The sequence below is a fragment of the Ureibacillus acetophenoni genome (assembly GCF_900220965.1).
Lineage (GTDB): Bacteria > Bacillota > Bacilli > Bacillales_A > Planococcaceae > Ureibacillus > Ureibacillus acetophenoni.
In genome coordinates, this window is sequence record NZ_OBQC01000001.1 from 347449 (window position 1) to 368030 (window position 20582).

At 35.4% G+C, this 20582-nt stretch carries 20 protein-coding genes; 8 read left to right on the top strand and 12 right to left on the bottom strand.

Annotated elements, in window-relative coordinates; genetic code table 11:
• Window positions 1-10: 10 nt before the first annotated feature.
• Window positions 11-1129, top strand: coding sequence for an N-acetyldiaminopimelate deacetylase (locus CRO45_RS01500; protein ID WP_097147851.1), 1119 nt, complete (start codon window positions 11-13; stop codon window positions 1127-1129).
• A 43-nt stretch (window positions 1130-1172) separates the two neighbouring features.
• On the opposite strand, the gene CRO45_RS01505 is transcribed toward CRO45_RS01500, so the two are convergent.
• From CRO45_RS01505 to CRO45_RS01520, 4 genes are all read right to left on the bottom strand, one after another.
• A complete protein-coding gene (locus CRO45_RS01505) occupies window positions 1173-1940 on the bottom strand; it encodes a 3-hydroxybutyrate dehydrogenase (protein ID WP_097147852.1) in 768 nt (255 codons plus the stop codon).
• 51 nt (window positions 1941-1991) lie between these two features.
• On the bottom strand, window positions 1992-3329 hold the full coding sequence (locus tag CRO45_RS01510; RefSeq protein WP_097147853.1) for a GntP family permease: 1338 nt from the start codon (window positions 3327-3329) through the stop codon (window positions 1992-1994).
• 312 nt (window positions 3330-3641) lie between these two features.
• Window positions 3642-4979, bottom strand: coding sequence for a sigma-54 interaction domain-containing protein (locus CRO45_RS01515; RefSeq protein WP_097147854.1), 1338 nt, complete (start codon window positions 4977-4979; stop codon window positions 3642-3644).
• A gap of 121 nt (window positions 4980-5100) precedes the next feature.
• Window positions 5101-6303 (bottom strand): MFS transporter, encoded by a 1203-nt coding sequence (locus CRO45_RS01520; RefSeq protein WP_097147855.1) that lies wholly within the window; start codon window positions 6301-6303, stop codon window positions 5101-5103.
• Between the two features lie 280 nt (window positions 6304-6583).
• Between CRO45_RS01520 and CRO45_RS01525 the strand changes: the two genes are divergently transcribed.
• Window positions 6584-7159 (top strand): hypothetical protein, encoded by a 576-nt coding sequence (locus CRO45_RS01525; RefSeq protein ID WP_097147856.1) that lies wholly within the window; start codon window positions 6584-6586, stop codon window positions 7157-7159.
• 270 nt (window positions 7160-7429) lie between these two features.
• Here CRO45_RS01525 and CRO45_RS01530 read toward each other — a convergent pair whose 3' ends face one another.
• Genes CRO45_RS01530 through CRO45_RS01550 form a run of 5 tightly spaced genes read right to left on the bottom strand, consistent with a single transcriptional unit; the run spans window position 7430 to window position 11760 of the window.
• A complete protein-coding gene (locus CRO45_RS01530; protein ID WP_097147857.1) occupies window positions 7430-8506 on the bottom strand; it encodes an ABC transporter substrate-binding protein in 1077 nt (358 codons plus the stop codon).
• Window positions 8503-9303 (bottom strand): ABC transporter permease, encoded by an 801-nt coding sequence (locus CRO45_RS01535; RefSeq protein WP_097147858.1) that lies wholly within the window; start codon window positions 9301-9303, stop codon window positions 8503-8505. Before CRO45_RS01535 ends, CRO45_RS01530 begins: the two co-directional genes overlap by 4 nt.
• Complete coding sequence (locus CRO45_RS01540; RefSeq protein WP_097147859.1) at window positions 9303-10109, bottom strand: ABC transporter permease; 807 nt, start codon at window positions 10107-10109, stop codon at window positions 9303-9305. Before CRO45_RS01540 ends, CRO45_RS01535 begins: the two co-directional genes overlap by 1 nt.
• A complete protein-coding gene (locus CRO45_RS01545) occupies window positions 10099-11202 on the bottom strand; it encodes an ABC transporter ATP-binding protein (RefSeq protein ID WP_097148092.1) in 1104 nt (367 codons plus the stop codon). Before CRO45_RS01545 ends, CRO45_RS01540 begins: the two co-directional genes overlap by 11 nt.
• A gap of 15 nt (window positions 11203-11217) precedes the next feature.
• The gene (locus tag CRO45_RS01550; RefSeq protein ID WP_097147860.1) at window positions 11218-11760 is read right to left on the bottom strand and encodes a helix-turn-helix domain-containing protein; all 543 of its coding nucleotides are present in this window, start codon (window positions 11758-11760) and stop codon (window positions 11218-11220) included.
• Window positions 11761-12015: 255 nt separating this feature from the next.
• On the opposite strand from CRO45_RS01550, the gene CRO45_RS01555 reads away from it, so the two are divergent.
• The 3 genes from CRO45_RS01555 (at window position 12016) to CRO45_RS01565 (ending at window position 14068) form a co-directional block, all read left to right on the top strand.
• Window positions 12016-12459: a TlpA family protein disulfide reductase gene (locus tag CRO45_RS01555; protein WP_097147861.1), complete on the top strand. Its 444-nt coding sequence runs from the start codon at window positions 12016-12018 to the stop codon at window positions 12457-12459.
• A gap of 169 nt (window positions 12460-12628) precedes the next feature.
• Window positions 12629-13324, top strand: a complete 696-nt coding sequence (locus CRO45_RS01560) for a Type 1 glutamine amidotransferase-like domain-containing protein (RefSeq protein ID WP_097147862.1) — start codon at window positions 12629-12631, stop codon at window positions 13322-13324.
• A gap of 84 nt (window positions 13325-13408) precedes the next feature.
• Entirely contained in the window at window positions 13409-14068 is a 660-nt protein-coding gene (locus CRO45_RS01565; RefSeq protein ID WP_097147863.1) for a potassium channel family protein, read from the top strand.
• A gap of 118 nt (window positions 14069-14186) precedes the next feature.
• On the opposite strand, the gene rnjA is transcribed toward CRO45_RS01565, so the two are convergent.
• Together rnjA and CRO45_RS01575 are read right to left on the bottom strand one after the other, a co-directional pair.
• Window positions 14187-15854, bottom strand: coding sequence for a ribonuclease J1 (gene rnjA / locus CRO45_RS01570; protein ID WP_097147864.1), 1668 nt, complete (start codon window positions 15852-15854; stop codon window positions 14187-14189).
• A gap of 5 nt (window positions 15855-15859) precedes the next feature.
• A complete protein-coding gene (locus CRO45_RS01575) occupies window positions 15860-16069 on the bottom strand; it encodes a DNA-dependent RNA polymerase subunit epsilon (protein WP_097147865.1) in 210 nt (69 codons plus the stop codon).
• A gap of 588 nt (window positions 16070-16657) precedes the next feature.
• On the opposite strand from CRO45_RS01575, the gene CRO45_RS01580 reads away from it, so the two are divergent.
• Window positions 16658-17428 carry a Cof-type HAD-IIB family hydrolase gene (locus CRO45_RS01580; RefSeq protein WP_097148093.1) on the top strand — a complete coding sequence of 257 codons (771 nt, stop codon included), beginning with the start codon at window positions 16658-16660 and terminating at the stop codon, window positions 17426-17428.
• A 58-nt stretch (window positions 17429-17486) separates the two neighbouring features.
• Here the strand turns inward: CRO45_RS01580 and def are convergent, their stop codons facing one another.
• Entirely contained in the window at window positions 17487-18044 is a 558-nt protein-coding gene (def, locus tag CRO45_RS01585) for a peptide deformylase (RefSeq protein ID WP_097147866.1), read from the bottom strand.
• Between the two features lie 388 nt (window positions 18045-18432).
• Between def and pdhA the strand changes: the two genes are divergently transcribed.
• Together pdhA and CRO45_RS01595 are read left to right on the top strand one after the other, a co-directional pair.
• Complete coding sequence (gene pdhA / locus CRO45_RS01590) at window positions 18433-19545, top strand: pyruvate dehydrogenase (acetyl-transferring) E1 component subunit alpha (protein ID WP_097147867.1); 1113 nt, start codon at window positions 18433-18435, stop codon at window positions 19543-19545.
• Window positions 19546-19548: 3 nt separating this feature from the next.
• A complete protein-coding gene (locus CRO45_RS01595) occupies window positions 19549-20526 on the top strand; it encodes an alpha-ketoacid dehydrogenase subunit beta (RefSeq protein WP_097147868.1) in 978 nt (325 codons plus the stop codon).
• Window positions 20527-20582 lie beyond the last annotated feature (56 nt).

Here is a 20582-nt window from a genome sequence, read left to right on the forward strand (position 1 = left end):
GGTGTAATTTATGGAAACGCTCATTCAAATTCGTAGAGATCTTCATCAAATACCTGAGATTGGGTTTCAAGAATATAAAACTCAACAATATTTATTAGAACAATTAAATCAGCTTCCTCAAGATTTTTTGACGATAACAACTTGGAAAACAGGAATAATCGTTAAAATTTCAGGTAGCGAACCATCAAAATCAATTGGATGGCGTACGGATATTGACGGACTTCCTATTGTAGAAGAAACAGGTTTGAGCTTTTCTTCAACTCATGCAGGAAGAATGCATGCATGTGGTCACGATTGTCATATGACGATTGCTTTAGCATTAGTAAAGGCTTTTGCGATAAGTCAACCTAAACAAAACGTAATTGTCTATTTTCAACCGGCAGAAGAAGGACCTGGTGGAGCAGAACCAATGTTAAATTGGTTAAAATCTGATCGTCCTGACCTTTTACCTGATGAAATCTATGCATTACATATTGCTCCAGAATATCCGGTAGGTACAGTGGCAACACGACCTGGGTTACTATTTGCGAATACATCGGAATTGTTTATTGATTTAAAAGGGTTAGGTGGTCATGCTGCATATCCTCATAAAACACGAGATATGACAGTTGCTGCAGCAAATTTAATTCTTCAATTGCAAACGGTTATTAGCCGAAATGTAGATCCAATGGAAAGTGGCGTAATTACTATTGGAAAAATGTTATCTGGTACCGTACAAAATATTATTGCAGAAAATGCTAGATTAGAAGGAACTATTCGTACGTTAAGTGCTAATGCGATGGTGGAAGTAAAACGTCGAATTGATGCTATTTGTAAAGGAATAGAAGCTTCGTTTGAATGTTCAGTTACAATTGATTATGGTTCTATGTATTATGAAGTTAATAATAACGAAGAATGTGCGAATAAGTTATTATCTTTTGCGAAAGAAATTAAGGATTGTCAACCAGTTCTAAGTCCTGCAGCAATGACAGGGGAGGATTTTGGTTACTTTTTAAAAGAGATACCAGGTGCACTGTTCTGGGCAGGGGCAAATTGTGAGTATGGTTTGCACCATGCAAAAATGTCTCCAGATGAAAGTCTATTAGCTTTTAATGCTAACTTTGTGGAACAGTTTATTCGATCGTTATAAAGAAAAGATGAAGAAAACAATTATAGTTTTCTTCACCTTTTTATTATTGAACGGTATAGCCTCCATCTAATACAACCGCTTGACCAGTCATTCCTTTTGCATCCTCACTAGCGATGAATAGAACTAAATTTGAGACTTCGGATACATCAAGCAAACGTTTTTGTGGCACTAGAGGATAAATTACTTCTTCTAATACGCTCTCTAATGGCACATTCCGAGTTTTTGCTAAATCAGTTAACTGATTACGAACTAAAGGTGTATCGACGTAGCCAGGACAAATTGCATTAACTGTTATTCCGTCTGTAGCTGTTTCAAGTGCAGCTACTTTTGTTAAACCAATAACGCCATGTTTTGCAGAGTTATAAGCAGCTTTACCAGCAAATCCTACTAAGCCATTGATGGACGCTATATTAATAATTCGTCCAAATTTTTGTTTTCTCATAATTGGCAATACATGTTTCGTAGTAACAAATGGTGCGGTTAACATGATCTTAATTAGTAATTCAAAGCGCTCTGTTGGAAAGTCTTCAATCATAGCGACATGTTGCATACCAGCGTTATTAATCAAAATATCAATTCGCCCAAAATGGTCAACTGCCTTTGTGATCGATTCGATAATTTCTTCTTCACTTGTTACATCACACGAAAGTCCAATTGCTTCCTCTCCAAATGAAGCAGCTGCTTCTTTTACCTTTTCTTCATTTTTATCTGTTAGAACAATTTTAGCACCTTTTGAATGAAAGGCCTTTGCAATTTCAAAGCCAATCCCCTGTGCAGAACCTGTAATAAATACAACTTTGTTTTCAACCACCCCGATATAACCCCCTAAGTGAAGAGTCGTTTAAGCGGCTCTTAAAATAGATTATAGACCTAAACCTAATGAGAATAAGACAATTGCAATAATTACACCGATTATTGGAGTAACAACTGTTGTTGCTGCTACAGACCAATATGCATCTTTATGTTTTTCACCACAGACTGATTGAATCGTTGTAACAACATATCCGTTATGTGGTAAGGAGTCTAAAGCACCTGAAGAAATTGCAACGACCCTGTGAAGGGCTTCTGTGTTTACCCCTGCTTCTACATATCCAGGTGCAACGAGTGGCAATGCGATTAATTGACCTCCTGATGCGGATCCTGTCATACCTGCAATAACTGACACAGCTACAGCTGCACCAATTAAAGGTGAGCCAGGAATACTTGTCATTGCATCAACAGCAACATTAAATGCAGGTACTGCTTTTGCAACCCCACCAAACCCAACTACAGCAGCCGTATTACCAATGGCGATAATTGCACCAATTGTCCCTTGTGATACTGCTTCCCAAGGATCTTTAAAGTATTTCCAACTAACGATGAATGTCGCAATAATACCACCTAGTAAAGCAAGAATAAGTGCTGATTGAGCTAAATCATTATGGAATATAAACGAAATAATTAATACAACAGCTAACGGAATAAATGATAGCATTGGATTCGGTAAAGTTCGTGACGAATCGAATGTTGGATCTGTTTTTCGAGCAACGAATCGCTCTCCTTTATTAACCGCTTTTTGAATTAAACGTTTTAACCACCAATAACCAAATACAGCCATAAATACGGCAACAATGATACTAACTTCCCAACCAGCATAAGGAGTTGTCCCTAAATATTCTATAGGAATCCAGTTTTGAATTTCTGGAGAACCCGCCGATGTCATCGTAAAAGTTACAGACCCTAATGCTAATGTCGCTGGAATAAAACGACGTGGTAAATCAGCTTGTTTAAATAATGAAATTGCCATTGGATAAACCGAGAAAGCAACGACGAATAATGAAACGCCACCGTATGTTAAGACAGCACAGGCAACGACAATTGCGATAACCGCATATTTCATCCCTAATTTATCGACAATGAATTTTGCAACGGCATCAGCAGCACCACTATCTTCCATTACTTTACCAAAAACTGCTCCAAGTAGGAACATTAAATACCAGGACATGATAAAACCTGTAAATCCGGTCATATAACTCGTTACAAAGTTCGCTGCACCTTCTTCAGCGAGTTGTGGAAATAATGGCAATCCAGATAAAATAGCTACGAATAAGGCAGAAATCGGACCAACTATAATAATATTTATCCCTTTCATAGTTAGCCAAATTAATAAGACAAGACCACCTATGAGTCCGACCATACTCAAGACAATACTAGTATCCATTAGTAAACCCCCTTTTAAATTGATATGGTCAACCGTAAATTAATGTTCACATGTAATTTCATTAAAAACTGCTTGTCTAACTCTGCTGGTTATCAACTCCTTTAAGTACTATCGAAAAACGTTTACAAATGCCCTCAACTTCAAAGGTAATTCACTATATGCACTCATATGTTTCAAAAATGTGAACTAGGTTTTGTTAGAGAAATCCAGGAATCTGGACAATCTATACAAAGAAAGCTGAAAACAGGCTAAAGAATAAGGAAAACAAAAATCCAACAATTCGGAATGCTGTCCGATTTGTTGGATTTTAGGTCATAAGTTGTGTTTTTTTATTTTTTCATAAAGAGTGGAACGGCTAATACCAAGCTGTTGTGCAATTTTATTTTTATCTTTTTCAACTAGTAGATATTCTTTAATCACTTGACCTTCAACGTGATTTAATATTTCTTCCAATGTACCGTTTGAACGACTGAAATTAGAAGACTTGCGACGTAGATGAAATGGTAAGATGTCTTCTGTAATTACATCCCCATCTGCAAGATGCACAATTGCTTCAATTATATCTTGTAGTTCACGAACATTTCCTGGCCAGTCATAGTTTTGGAGTGTCCAGTAAACTTTACGATGAACTTTAATGTTACGTCTACCGGCTTCTACGCAAAATTTGTTAATAAATGTTTGAATAAGCTCTGGTAAATCTTCAATTCTTTCACGCAGGGGAGGAACTTGTAAAGTGATAGATTGTATTCGGTAAAACAAATCCTCCCGAAATTGCTTTGTTTTTACTAATTCTGTGAGAGGGGAATTGGAACTTACAATGACTCTTGTATTAATTGGAACTTCTTCGTCTGTTTCTACGGGTTGGATTGTCCCATCTTGTATCATTTTTAATAACTTTGCTTGGATGGTTAATGGTAGTTCGCTAATTTCTTGAATATAAATTGTCCCGCCATCGGCGAGGGAAACTCTTCCTTTTTTTAAAGTGTTTCCGTCCCACTTTCCAAACAATTCTATTTCCAATAACTCTTTTGGAATCGATGAGCAATCAATCGTCACAAAAGGTTTTTCAAAACGATCCGATAATCGATGAATACTTCTAGCACACAATTCTTTACCAGAACCAATTTCACCTTCGATTAATACTGGTAGCTTTGTTGGAGCAATAATGGAAATGGTTTCTTTAATTTTACGGATTGCATTAGAAGACCCAATTAAATTAGGGAAACGTTCCTGTTGATTCATAGATGTATTCATATTTCTTTCTATTTTTTCTAATGTTTTTTGTACGTGGGAATTCAATTTTTTCCAATCATTGACGTCTCTAAACATTACACTACCGAAAGCACCAACTATTTCACCATCAACATAAATAGGAATACGATTTGGTAACATATAATTACCTTTTATATAATGTGGTGCCGCAATATGAGCAACTCCGTGTTGCATGACAAGATGCATTTCGGAATTTTCAATGACTTCAGTGACATGTTTTCCGATTACTTCTTCGCGGTTCACTTCTAGGAATTTACAGTATTCTTCATTGATATAAATAATTTTGGCGTCTTTGTCTACCACTACAAACCATGAAAAGGCGGTTTCTAATATTTGCTCGATTACTTCCGGTGATAAGTTATTTATTAAGCTTTTCAATATATCACCTCAAATCTAGTATTTTTATATATTTATGATGATGAAGGCGTGTTTAGTAGATTTTAAAGTATAAAAAAGAAGCAATCTTGAGTTTGTGTAATTCAAGATTGCTTCTTTATATTTATTTGACTTCTGCGTGTATAATAGTAGGGGCGTTTTTCCGATTCCATCCATAAGCTAAAACAAAACAGCCAATTAATATAATTGCGCCGAAGATGAATGGTGATGGTAAACTCCACTCAAGAAGAACTCCAGCTAATGCAGGACCAATCATATTCCCTAAACTCATATAAGCATTGTTCATACCAGCAGCATATCCTTGGTCCCGATCAGCCATTTTAGATATTAACGTATTAACTGCAGGACGGATAAATATCGTTGCAATTTGGAATAGCGTCGCTACCGTTAAAATGACAAAATAACCGTTTACAAAAATCATTAAGAACATCGTAATAGCTGCGGCAATTAAATTAATTAAAATGACCTTCATTTCTCCATATTTTTTAAATAATATATCGATAATAAACATTTGTAAGATGACACCAACAAAACCACCTACGGTAATAACGATTGCGATATCAGCTGGAGTATAGCTGAATTTAAGTTTTAAAAACATGGATAACGTAGACTGGAAATTAGCAATACCAAAACTAAACGTAAAGACGACAATTAGTAAAATAAAGTAAGGAGTTTTAACTGATTTTACGAGTTGTTGCAGTAGATTTTCTCGAGGTGGTCGATTTGCCACTGCATGTTCCTGTTGTGTTTGCACATTTGGCAATATAATCCAGGATAGAAGGGCTGTTAACAATGCGACGACACCTGAAGCGAAGAATGGAAAGTGTAAATCGATTTCTGCTAAAAAACCACCGATTCCAGGACCTATCATAAAACCTAATGAAATAGCAGCCCCTAATTGCCCCATACCTTTACCACGTTCCTCAGGTGTTGTAATATCGGCAACAAAGGCCATCGTTGGAGGCATGATAAATGCAGCGCCGACACCGGTTAAGAAACGCGCGATAAATAATATCCAAACTTGATTGGCTAACCCAAAAATAATTTGTGAGATACCGTAAATGATAAGACCAATAATGATAAATTTTTTCCTACCATACCGGTCAGAAAAGTCGCCTGCAATTGGCGAAAAAAGAAATTGGGCTAATGCAAAACTAGCAATTAAAAACCCGAGCACCTGGCCGCCTACACCAAATATCTCGAGATACGAAGGTAATACGGGAATGATAATACCAATTCCGCCCATTGTAATGAACATGTTAAACATTAAAATAAGTAAGGCAAGTTTTTTTGTTTTTTGAGTCATACTTTTCCACCCACCCTTTTAGGTCATCCAAATAAACGTCTATAAATGTAATACTCACTAGCTTAACATAAAATGACAGTGAGCACTACATAAATGCAATTTAATAGAAACAGATAAAAGGATTAGTAGACTGGTTGACTATGAGGTAGTTGGAAGGAGGAATAACGCTTAGGTGTGGAGGATTTAGCGGGGGAGTGTGGATTCACAAATGGCCCCTTGGAAAGCTCAAATAGGTGCATGAAAATTCGCAAATAAGCATGTGAACTTCGCAAGTAGATGTGTGGAAATCGCAAATAAACATCGCGAAATCGCAAGTAAACTTGTAATCGCAAATAGACCTATTAAATTCGCAAATAAACAAGTGAAATTCGCAATTAAACAAGTGAAATCCGCAAGTAAACGTGTGGAAATCGCAAATAAACATCGCGATATCGCAAGTAAACTTGTATTCGCAAATGGATCCCTGAAACTCGCAAATAAGTCTACGAAATCCGCAAGTAAATGTGAGGAAATCGCAATTAAACATCGCGATATCGCAAGTAAACTTGGAATCGCAAAAGGACCTTCGAAACTCGCAAATAGGCTTGTGAAATCCGCAAGTAAATGTGAGGAAATCGCAAATAAACATCGCGATATCGCAAGTAAACTTGTATTCGCAAATGGACCCTTGAAACTCGCAAATAGGTTTGTGAAATCCGCAAGTAAATGTGAGGAAATCGCAAATAAACATCGCGATATCGCAAGTAAACTTGTATTCGCAAATGGAACCTTGAAACTCGCAAATAGGTTTGTGAAATCCGCAAGTAAATGTGAGGAAATCGCAAATAAACATCGCGATATCGCAAGTAAACTTTGAATCGCAAATGGAACCTTGAAACTCGCAAATAAGTCTACGAAATTCGCAAGTAAATCTGGTGAAATCGCAAATAAAGCTCATGATATCGCAAGTAAATTAGTAATCGCAAATAGACCCCCAGAAATCGCAAATAAACCCCCAGAAATCGCAAATAAACGCCACGATTTCGCAAATAACCCCCATAAATTCGCAAGAAAAACCTCCACCCAAAATAAAAAAAACTACCCCGAAATTCGGGGCAGCCACATTGCCATCAAACGCTATTGATCACTAGCGTAACGACATCTTAAATTCTAAGAAATATTCATTATACTTACCTAGCCATTCGAGACCTAGGTTTTCGTATACTTCTAAATGTTCACGAAGCTCTTCGTCTGGATAAAAACGTTCATCCTCAATTACCTCGGGATCCATTAATTCCATCGCTGCTGCGTTTGGAGTTGAATACCCTACGTAATCGTTATTTTGTGCGGACACTTCCGCATCTAACATAAAGTTAATAAATGCATGGGCACCGTCAATATTGGCTGCTGTTTTTGGAATGACAAAGCTATCAAACCATAAATTGGAACCTTCTTCAGGAACTGCAAAATCAAGATCCTCGTTTTCCCACATCATATCTGCTGCTTGACCAGACCAAGTAAGTGCGACAGTTGCTTCGTTGTTAATCATCAATGGAGTAATTTCGTCACCGATGATTGCTTTAATATTTGGAGATAGAGAAATTAATTTATCGGTTGCTTGACGTAGCAATTCATCATCTTTTGCATTTAATGATTCACCAAGGGAGTTTAACCCCATTCCCATTACTTCCCGGGCACCATCAACTAAAAATACCTTTCCTTTAAGTGATGGATCCCATAAATGTTCCCACGTATCAAAAGTTAGATGGTCTTCAACCATTGTTGGATTATAAACAATTCCAACTGTACCCCAGAAATAAGGTATCGTATATTCATTTCCTGGATCAAAGGCTAAGTCTAAAAAGTATGGATCGATGTTTTTCATATTTGGGATTTTCGAATGATCTAAAGGAATAAGTAAATCTTCCTCTTTCATCATTTCCACCATATATTCAGAAGGCACAGCGATATCATACGCTGATCCACCTTGTTGAACTTTTGTCATCATCGCTTCGTTTGAATCAAACGTTTCATAAATTACTTTAATACCTGTTTCTTCAGTAAATTGTGCAATCAAGTCTGGATCGATATATTCTCCCCAGTTGTAAACTGTAATTGTATCTTTACTACCTTGTGCGCCACCTGCTTCTAACTGATGAGCTGCAAAGAAAAGCAGGGCACAAGCAACTACAATCGCAATTGTTGCTTGAACTAATGATTTCATTCTTGCACCCCCGTGTTGCCAACTTTCGAGCGATTCGTTACAAAGTAGTATCCAATCACTATAAGCACTGTAGCAATGAATACAATCCCTGAAATCGCATTAACAGTAAGGGTAATACCAGCACGAGCCATTGAATAAATTTCAACAGACAATGTTGAGAAACCATTACCTGTTACAAAGAATGTAACGGCAAAATCGTCAAGAGAGTAAGTTATGGCCATGAAAAATCCTGCGAAAATGCCTGGTTTAATATATGGAAGAATTACTCTTGTTAATACGTCTCGTTTAGAGGCGCCTAAGTCTTGCGCGGCATCAATTAAATTCGTATTCATTTCAAGTAATTTTGGTAAAACCATTAATACAACAATTGGAATACTAAATGCTATATGAGAAACGAGAACAGATGTAAATCCAAGTTTCACGCCAATCATTGTAAACAAAATTAGAAAGCTTGCACCGATTACAACGTCAGGACTTACAATTAATACGTTGTTAAACGACAATAGTGTATTTCGCATTTTTTTATTTCTTATTGAAACGATACCAATTGCACCTAATGTGCCAATAATTGTTGCGATTAGTCCAGACAGTAAAGCGATAATAACTGTATTTATTAATATTACTAGAAGTCTCGAATCTTCAAATACTGCTTGATAATGTTCCCACGTAAAAGATTCAAAGTTATTCATCGTGCCACCACTGTTAAATGAGTAGAAAATTAGATAAAAGATCGGCGCATATAAAATAAGAAAGACGATGGCCAAATATACTTTTGCACCTGATGTTAATTTGTTCATTATACCCGACCTCTCTTTCTTTTCTGGCCAGTAAGTAACATGATGATGACCATAAATATAATTAAGAAGACAGCAATGGTAGATCCCATGCCCCAGTTTTGTGCGACTAAAAATTGCTGTTCAATTGCTGTACCTAACGTAATAACTTGGTTACCAGCGATTAGTCGTGTAATCATGAATAACGATAGGGCAGGTATGAATGTAACTTGTATACCTGATTTTACTCCTTCAATTGTTAGAGGGAATACGACACGACGAAATGTTGTAAACCTTGATGCACCTAAATCTCTTGCAGCATAAACTAGTGTCGGATTTAGTTTATCTAAAGCATTAAAAATAGGAATGATCATAAATGGTATGAAAATATATACCGCTACAAATATAAAACTAAAATCCGTAAATAAAATTTGTGTTGGTTCAATACCAAACACTTCTGCAATCGCATTGATTGGGCCGTACAAACCAAAGATTCCAATGAAAGCATATGTTTTTAACAATAAGTTAATCCAAGATGGAATAATGATAAACATTAACCACAAATGTTTATGTTTTGTTTTCGTTAAAAAATAAGCTGTTGGGTACGCAACAATTAGAGTAAATAACGTAATTAAAAATGCGTACCAGAAACTAGTCAGTGTCATTGTTAAATAAGCTGGTTTAAAGAAATTAACGTAGTTGGCAAGTGTAAAATTACCGTTTAAATCTAGTAGTGAAAAATAACCTACCAATAGAATCGGTGCAATTACAAAAAGGGCAATCCAGATAACATAAGGGAATAAAGAACCTTTCGATACTTTAGTTGTCATTGTCATCTTCTCCATAGGATTCTAATCGTTTATCAAAATCTTCTTCTGATTCGTTAAAACGCATTACATGAATTGCTTCTGGATCAAAGTCTAAGCCAATCTCTTGCCCTACATCAGCTTTTTTCAATGAGTGGACTAGCCATTCATTACCGTCTTTATCATAAGTAGATAACTCATAATGTACACCTCGGAACAATTGAGTATCAACTTTTACAACTAGTTTTCCTTTATCAACTGAAGTAATCTCTAAGTCTTCAGGACGAATAACAATTTCAACTTTTTCATTTGGCTTCATCCCTTGGTCGACACAATCAAATACTTTTCCATTGAACTGTACTTTAAAGTCTTCAATCATTACACCTTCAACGATATTTGATTCACCGATAAAGTCGGCTACGAAACGGTTAATAGGTTCATCATAAATATCAACAGGTGTACCAGATTGTTGAATTTCACCTTCGTTAAGAACAAAGATTTCGTCTGACATGGCTAAAGCTTCTTCTTGATCGTGTGTTACAAAGACGAATGTTTTACCTAAACGTTGTTGTAGTTCACGAAGTTCATATTGCATTTCTGATCGTAATTTTAAATCTAGTGCAGATAATGGCTCATCTAGTAAAATAACTTCTGGATCATTCACAATTGCACGTGCAATCGCTACACGTTGACGTTGACCACCTGACATTTCAGAAATTTCACGATTACCATAACCAGATAAGTTAACAAATTTTAAAGCTTCTTTTACTCGCTCATTAATTTCAATTTCTTTCATTTTTTTAATGCGTAATCCAAATGCTACGTTTTCAAATACGTTTAAATGGGGGAATAGAGCGTAGTCTTGGAATACCGTGTTAACTTGTCTTTCGTTTGCTGGAACATTGTTAATTTTTTTGTCATTAAAAAATATGTTTCCACTTGTCGGTTCTGTGAAACCTGCAATCATACGTAGGATTGTTGTTTTACCGCATCCCGATGGACCTAATAATGTATAGAATTTTCCTTTTTCAAGTTCAAAATTAACGTTTTTTAAAACGACTTCGTCATCATAAGATTTTGTAACATTTTCAAAACGAATAATTGTATTACTCAAAATTTTCGCCTCCAAGCCTTATAAATAAGATTCTGTTGCTACTAAGAGCAACTCAGTTTTTCCATCATGTGCGTTAAAAATTTGGTGATTGTTTGATGCTTCGTAATAAATAGCATTTCCTTCGCTTGCAATATATTCTTCTTCACCAATGACAACTCGTATGCGACCTTCTAATACATAAATGAAGGTCTCGGCTAATGAAGGTTCGAACAATTTAAATTCTCCGCCTTTTTCAAGCGTTAAATAAACTGGCTCCATCTCTTTTTCATTAGAAGTTGGAATTAACCATTTAATTTCGTATTTTTTTTCTTCATCGAAATATGTTGTTTGATCGTCTTCGTTATAAACGATTTTTTCTTCGGCTGTTGAATCATCGAAAAATTCTTTAGGAGTTGTACCCAAAACTTCCAATATAGTAAATAGTGTATCTATTGATGGTGAATTTAAATCTCTTTCAAGTTGAGAAATATAGCCCTTTGTTAAATCTGTTCTTTCCCCAAGTTCTTCTTGAGTAAGCCCTTTTTTAAGACGCAGTGATTTGATTTTTCTTCCAATTTGCATAAAGGTTTCTTGCTCCTTCGCAGTTTAGTCTTCATAAACTTTTAGTTTAGGAAGTTTACAAATACAAAACCTAAAGTTTACAATAACGATAACCATTATACATAAAATATGGTAATATTCAATATGTTTTCTAATTTTTTTTGTAAACTTTTCTTTGTTGTCATAATGTGATGAACCGAATGTAAAGTCATTGAATTTATTATTAGTATCCGTCTTTCTATGATTTTTACTATCCATTTAAGGAGGAACTATACAATGAGATTACGCTCACCAATGCCACAGCTTGATGGAGCGACAACTTGGATCAATGGAAAAGTAAAACGAGAAGATTTAGTTGGAGAGAAACCGACATTCTTTCATTTTTGGTCAGTTAGTTGTTATCTTTGTAAGGAAGAGATGTGGGATGTAAATAACATTCTTCGTGGCTTTAAAGATGACTTAAATATCGTATCTATCCATATGCCACGTTCAAAGGAAGATAAAGATTTATCTTTAGTTAAAAAGATCGCAGCGCAGTTTAACATTCAATATCCAATTTACATCGATAATGATTTAAAACTTACCGATGCATTTGAAAATGAGTATGTTCCAGCGTATTACTTGTTTGATGAAAAGGGGTTATTACGCCACTACCAAGTTGGTGGGAGTGGAATGAGGATGCTAGAGCAGCGTATAAGAAGAATTTTAGGTATCATTTAATAAAATTTAAAATACAATTTTTCCGGAGCAGTTTAAAACTTAAAACTGCTCCTTTTTTTATTTTTCATAAATTTTAAGGAATAAGTTTCAGTGTGTGTAATAGAAGGAAATAGCAATGAAGAAATAGAAAATAAAACTTAAAGAACTATAGAAGAAATGAGGAATCAGTATGAGGCAAATTATCGCACTTGGCGGGGGAGGGTTTTCAATGGAGCCTGATAACCTAGTGCTAGATCAATACATATTAAAACAGTCTAATAAAGAAAATCCTAAAATTTGTTTTATTCCAACTGCAAGCGGAGATTCTGAAGGATATATTACAAGGTTCTATGAGTCGTTTAATACACTTCCATGTGAGGCGTCACATTTATCTCTTTTTAAACCTCCAACAAAAGATTTAGAGGGCTTTATATTAGAGAAAGATATTCTTTATGTTGGTGGGGGAAATACTAAAAATTTATTAGCTTTATGGAAAGAATGGGGATTAGACGAAATTATTAAGAAAGCTTGGGAACAGGGAATTATCCTTTCAGGTTTAAGTGCAGGTTCGATTTGTTGGTACGAAGAGGGGGTTACAGATTCCTTTGGCGATGAGCTCGAGCCAATCCAAGGATTAGGATTCATAGAAGGTAGTCATTGTCCACATTATGATGGAGAAGAGGATAGAAGGCCATCGTATCAACAATTCATTGCAACGAACCAACTAAAACAAGGTATTGCAGCAGATGATGGTGTTGGTATTCACTATGTAAATGAAAAAATCGTCAAAATTATTAGTTCAAGACCAAATGCAAAAGCATATCAAGTCTCTATATCTAATGGGATCTTAGTTGAAGAGCAACTTGATACAAACTATTTAGGATGAATTGTTTAGAATACTAATTTTTACAAAATATTCACTATAGGTTAAAATGACATCAGTATTATTTCATTCCCACGGAGGTTATGTATGAAAAAGGAATTCGTAGTTATAGGTCTTGGCCGATTTGGTGGGAGTATTGTTCAAGAACTTGTTCGTCTTGGGGCAGATGTAATGGCAATTGATGCGCATTCTGAACGAGTTGATGAATATGCTAAAATTGCAACACAAGCCATTATCGCAGATACGACAGATGAAGAAGTTATTAAGTCACTTGGTATACGTAATTTTGAACATGTGATAGTAGCAATCGGTGAAAATATTCAAGCGAGTATACTAACAACATTAATATTAAAAGAACTTGGTGTTCCAAATGTAACAGTCAAAGCAACGAACGACTATCATGCCAAGGTGCTCAAGAAAATTGGGGCGGACCAAATCATCCATCCAGAACGAGATATGGGAATTCGAATTGCCAATAATTTAATGTCTAGTAATGTTCTAGATTACTTAGAATTATCAGACGAGCATTCCATTATGGAAATAAAGGCTAATGACCGAATAGCTGGCTACTCTATTAAAGATTTAGATATCCGTGCTAATTATGGCATAAACATTGTAGGTATTAAACGCGATGAAGCAATAATTATTTCGCCAAATGCTGATGAAAAAATTCTTTTAGGGGATATATTGCTTGTGATCGGTGCAGTAGTAGATATCAATCGATTTGTGAAAAAAGCTATGGGATAAATTGCTATAGAGGTATTCAAATAATAAAGGTGTATGTACAAAAATTAACAATCTAGTATATACGCCTTTTTAGTAAAAAAACACAACTCACCATTGTTTGAGTTGTGTTTTTCACATATTAAACTTCCATAATGATTGGCAAAATCATAGGTCGTCTTTTCGTTTTTTCGAATAGATAAGGACCTAACACATCATTAATTTCATTTTTCAGTTCTGTCCACTGAGTTAGTTTTTCTTGGATAGATGCGTTTAATTGGTTAGATAACATTTTTTGTGCGTCACTAATAAGTGAACCAGACTCACGCATATAGACAAAGCCGCGGGAAATAATATCTGGACCAGCAACGATCTTTTGACGTTTCATATCCACACTTACGACAACAATGACCAAGCCTTCCTCAGATAAAATACGACGATCTCTTAATACGATATTTCCTATATCTCCAATTCCACTTCCATCAATATAGACATCACCGGAAGGAATTCGACCAGCAACATGAGCTTCATTTGGACTTAATGCTAACACGTCTCCATTTTCCATAACAAATGTGTTTTCAGCAGGAACATCACAGTCAACAGCTAAATTCGTATGCATTTTTAACATGCGGTATTCACCGTGAATCGGCATGAAAAACTTCGGTTTTATCAAGCGAAGCATTAATTTTTGTTCTTCTTGTGAACCGTGACCAGAAGTATGGATATTATTTAATGATCCATGGATTACTTCCGCACCAGCTCTGAACAATAAGTTAATAATCTTGTTTACACTTGTTGTGTTACCAGGAATTGGTGAAGAAGAAAATACGACTGTATCACCTGGTTGGATTTGAATCTGTCTATGGGTACCGTTAGCAATTCGAGATAATGCAGCCATTGGTTCCCCTTGAGAGCCTGTACATAAAATAAGTACCTCATTTGCTGGTAGGCGATTAATAGCTTGTGCATCAACAAATGTTTCCTTCGGTGCAGTAATATATCCAAGTTCACGACCAATCGTAATCGCGTTATCCATGGAACGTCCAAATACAGCGATTTTACGACCATATTGTGCCGCTGCATCGGTTACTTGTTGTAAACGGTGAATATTTGAAGCGAATGTTGCGAAAATGATACGTCCTTCAACTTTTCTAAAAATATCGTGAATACTTTCGCCAACTTTTCTTTCAGACATTGTAAAGTTAGGAACTTCAGCGTTTGTACTATCTGAAAGTAAACATAAAACGCCGTCACGACCAATTTCAGCCATTTTCGTTAAATTCGCTGGTTCTCCTACAGGTGTGAAGTCAAACTTAAAGTCACCAGTATGAACAATATTTCCTGGTGGAGTTTTAACTACAATTCCAAAAGCATCTGGAATACTATGAGTCGTACGGAAAAAGCTTACAGATGTTTTTCGGAATTTAATAACATCATCTTCTTTAATTTCGATCAATTTTGTCGTACGTAATAATCCATGCTCTTCTAACTTATTACGTAATAGCCCAAGCGCTAATTTTCCACCGTAAACAGGAATATTTACCTGGCGTAATAAATAAGGAATACCACCGATATGATCTTCATGACCATGCGTAATAAATAAACCTTTAATTTTATCTGCATTACGTACTAAGTAAGTATAATCTGGAATTACGTAGTCAATTCCTAAAAGGTCGTCTTCTGGGAATTTAATTCCTGCATCGATGACAACAATTTCATCTTGGAATTGAACTGCATATGTGTTTTTACCTATTTCGCCCAGTCCGCCGAGTGCGAAAACGGCAGCTTGATCATTTTTTACAAATTTCATGTTATTTAAGCATTCTCCAATCGGAAGTCCGGGCTATTTTTTTCATATTCTAAATAATTGCCCTCTAGTAATTGAATAAATTCAATATTGTAATTACGGTCTTTTAGATATTGGCGTACTTCTCTTTCTGAAGAAGCTTCTAAGTAAAGACTTTTTGTGTTTTCGCGAACTGGTACTTCAAGTGCATTTTCTTGGTAATAAACTTTGTAAATCATTTTCTCTCTCCTTCGATACGAACAATTTGCATCTCTCTCAATTTTTCCACATTTTGTGAATCTATTCAAACTTAAATTATAAAAACTTTATCCGGTAGCAATATACATTCACAAAATGAGTCACTTTGTTCTAGATACCATACATTTTTACTTTTTCTAAATCAGAATAACACGTACCCATTAGTATAATAAAAATGTTGGGAATTCTTCTAAACAAAGTTAAAAAATATGCATTTCTTTTATATTATCATGTGACTCGTTTAAAATAAAGAAAAGGGAGTGTCTGAAAAAAACCTTTTTTGACACCCCCTTGCGCCGTGGATGTTGACATTATAGTCATTATCCTTTGAAGCGAACACATATTAAAGTGAAATGAATTAAAAATTAGAAAAAACTGCCCAGATATACTCTGGACAGCTAAACTATGCAATAGATTTTTTTCCGAGGATGCCATTTAATCGTTTCAAAATTCTCTTTTTGAGTCGCTTTAACATGGCACATCACTCCCTAACTTCATTATATTGAAGAGTAATATATATGTAAAGTGTTTTTCATTTACATAAAAATATACATGGAAAGGATTAGATGATGACTAACATACTGTTTTTTGATATCGATGGAACGCTATATAATAGTGAGAAAAAAATTCCTAAGTCTGCAAAAGAAGCTATATTTCAAGCGAGGGCAAATGGATTTGAAATTGCGATTGCGACAGGGCGAGCACCATTTATGATGCAATCTATTATCGAAGAATTAGAAATTGATACATACGTTACATTCAACGGTCAATATGTTGTCTATAAAAATGAAGTCATTTTTACTGACGGAATACCAACAGACCAACTTACAAAAATTATCGAATTTGGACATGAACGAAACCATCCTGTTGTTTTTATAGATGACAAAAAAATGATTGCATCTGTTGATGATGATTCAAATATTGAAAAAAGTCTTCAGACACTTAAACATCCATATCCTGTTATAGATCCGCATTTTTATAAATCAAATAATGTGTATCAAACATTGATCTTTATGGAAGAAAAGGATGAACCAGATTATACTAAAGAGTTTCCAGATGTTAAATTTGTAAGATGGCATCCATTTTCTTGTGATATTTTGCCAAAGGATGGTTCAAAAGCTCGAGGAATTCAAAAAGTACTTGATAAAATGAATATTCCTATATCAAATGTAATTGCCTTTGGTGATGGTTTGAATGATATTGAAATGTTACAATCCGTTGGAACAGGTGTCGCGATGGGAAATTCACATGAGAAAACGAAAGCGGTTGCAGATGTTATAGCAGGTCACGTAGATGAAGATGGTTTAGCAAACGTGTTAAAGAGCTTAAAAATTATATGAATCTATACTTATTATAAGCAAAGAGATGCCTTTTGTTTGGGCATCTCTCTTTCATTATTTATTTTTCACCATAAGGAATTGCATCTGAAATTTCAGCAAATGGATTTTCTTCATTGATACGATCATAAAACATAATTCCATTTAAATGATCTAATTCATGTTGAAAGGCAATTGCTGGTAAACCTTTTAAACGCAATTTTTGTTCTTTTCCATCAACAGTAAAAAACTTTGCTGTAATTCTAGCGTAACGGGGCACGTAACCATGTACTTGTCTATCAACTGAAAGACAACCTTCACCAGCAGTTAAATAAGTTTTTTCCACAGAGTGGCTCACAATTTTTGGATTTACTGCAACGAAACTTAATAGTTCACCGTTTTCATCTTCTAAATGTAAGGCAAACATGCGTTTTAATGAATTTACTTGGTTTGCTGCTAAACCAATGCCGGGACGTAATCCATATTTTTCAGCTGTTTCTGGGTCTTGGCTGTTCTTTAAATACTCCAACATATCAGCCGCCAATTGTTTATCTTCATCGGTTAAAGGTAATTTCACTTCTTCTGCTTTAAGTCGTAAAGTAGGATGTCCTTCACGAACTATGTCATCCATTAATATCATAAAATTCTTCCTTTCAAGTTTGTATATCTAATAAGTAGTATACAAAATAAAAAAATATTTGATTTCACTTTATTTAAAATAACATATGAAAATAGAGAAATCTTATGAAATCTTTTTTAAATATTGAATTCAAAGGGTAATCTATAGTTGGTTTCCATTTTATTTTCCAATGTATAGCATCTTCGATGGGACAGAATTCAGGGACTGTTATAACACAGACACAAAACTGTGTATAACAGAAGTTTGATTCCTAAACTACAAAAAAATGATTATTATTAGAATAATAAGTGATTGACCGATTGGAAAAATTTATATATACTATGTTTCAAGATGTGTTGTACCAATAAAATTAACAAAAATTTTGATACAGATTAAGGAGAGGTGTCGGATGGGAGAAAAACTATCAAATCAATATAATCCACAAAGTTTGTTAAACGAAATAGAAGAGAAGTTCCAAATGTTCCAAATTTTAAATGAAAAAGGGGAAATTGTAGACAAGGAGAATGAACCGAATCTATCTGACGAAGAATTGGTTGAGTTAATGACAAGAATGGTATACACACGAATTTTAGACCAACGTTCAATTTCATTAAATCGTCAAGGAAGACTAGGTTTCTACGCTCCAACAGCAGGTCAAGAAGCTTCGCAACTGGCTTCACATTTTGCTCTAGAAAAAGAAGATTGGATTTTACCAGGTTACCGTGATGTACCTCAAATTGTTTTCCATGGTTTACCTTTATGGAAAGCATTCCTATTCAGTAGAGGACATTTTGTAGGAAACCAAGCTCCAGAAGGTGTTAACGTTTTAGCACCACAAATTATTATTGGTGCACAATACGTCCAAACTGCTGGTGTAGCATTAGGTCTTAAAAAACGCGGCACGAAAAATGTTGCGGTAACTTATACAGGTGACGGTGGTTCATCACAAGGTGATTTCTATGAAGGAATTAACTTTGCAGGAGCTTTTAAAGCGCCAGCAATATTCTTCATTCAAAATAATCAATATGCAATTTCTACACCACGTGAGTTACAAACAGCTGGGAAAACACTTGCACAAAAAGGTATTTCAGCTGGTATACCATGTGTTCAAGTAGATGGAATGGATGCATTAGCTGTTTATGTTGCAACACGTGATGCAAGAGAGCGTGCAATCCGAGGCGAAGGGCCAACTCTAATTGAAACAGTTTGTTACCGTTATGGTCCACACACTATGTCAGGTGACGACCCAACACGATACAGAACTGCTGAAATTGATAATGAGTGGGCAGCAAAAGACCCAATCGTACGTTTCCGTACTTATTTAGAAGGAAAGGGATTATGGTCTGAAGCGAAAGAAGAAGAAGTAATTGAACGAGCAAAAGAAGAAATTAAAGAAGCGATTAAAAAAGCTGATGAAACACCGAAACAAACGGTGACAGACTTAATTACAAATATGTACGAAGAATTACCTGTAAACTTACAAGAGCAATATTCAATTTATAAAGAGAAGGAGTCGAGATAACCTATGGCACAAATGACTATGATTCAAGCAATTACTGATGCTCTTCGCTGTGAACTAAAGAACGATGAAAACGTTTTAATATTTGGTGAAGACGTTGGAGTAAACGGTGGAGTATTCCGTGCTACTGAAGGACTTCAGCAAGAATTCGGTGTAGATCGTGTGTTTGATACACCACTTGCTGAATCTGGAATCGGAGGTTTGGCGATAGGTTTGGCTCTAACAGGTTATCGTCCAGTACCTGAAATTCAATTCTTTGGCTTCGTGTTTGAAGTAATGGATTCAATTAGCGGTCAATTAGCTCGTATGCGTTATCGTAGTGGTGGTGTATATAGTGCACCAGTTACAATTCGTTCTCCATTTGGAGGAGGAGTTCATACTCCAGAAATGCACTCTGATAGTTTAGAAGGCTTAATGGCTCAGTCTCCAGGGTTAAAGGTAGTTATTCCTTCAACTCCATATGATGCGAAAGGATTGTTAATTTCATCAATTCGCGATAATGATCCTGTTATTTTCTTAGAGCATTTAAAATTATATCGTTCATTCAGAGAAGAAGTTCCTGAAGAGTCTTATACAATTCCACTTGGAAAAGCAGATGTGAAACGTGAAGGTAAGGATTTATCAATATTCGCTTACGGTTTGATGGTTCACGAAAGTTTAAAAGCAGCGGAAGAGTTAGAAAAAGAAGGGTACTCAGTAGAAGTTGTTGACTTACGAACAGTACAACCACTTGATATTGAAACAATTATTGCGTCTGTTGAAAAGACAAATCGTGCAATCGTTGTTCAAGAAGCACAAAAGCAAGCTGGTATTGCCGCGAATGTAGTAGCTGAAATTACGGAACGTGCAATTTTAAGTTTAGAAGCACCAGTATTGCGAGTTGCAGCGCCAGATACAGTGTACCCATTCCCACAAGCGGAAAATGTTTGGTTACCAAATTATAAAGACGTAATTGAAACTGCGAAAAAAGTATTAACATTCTAAGATTCCAATTCTTTTTAATCCACTAGATAAAAAGAAAATGGAGGAAAACTAACATT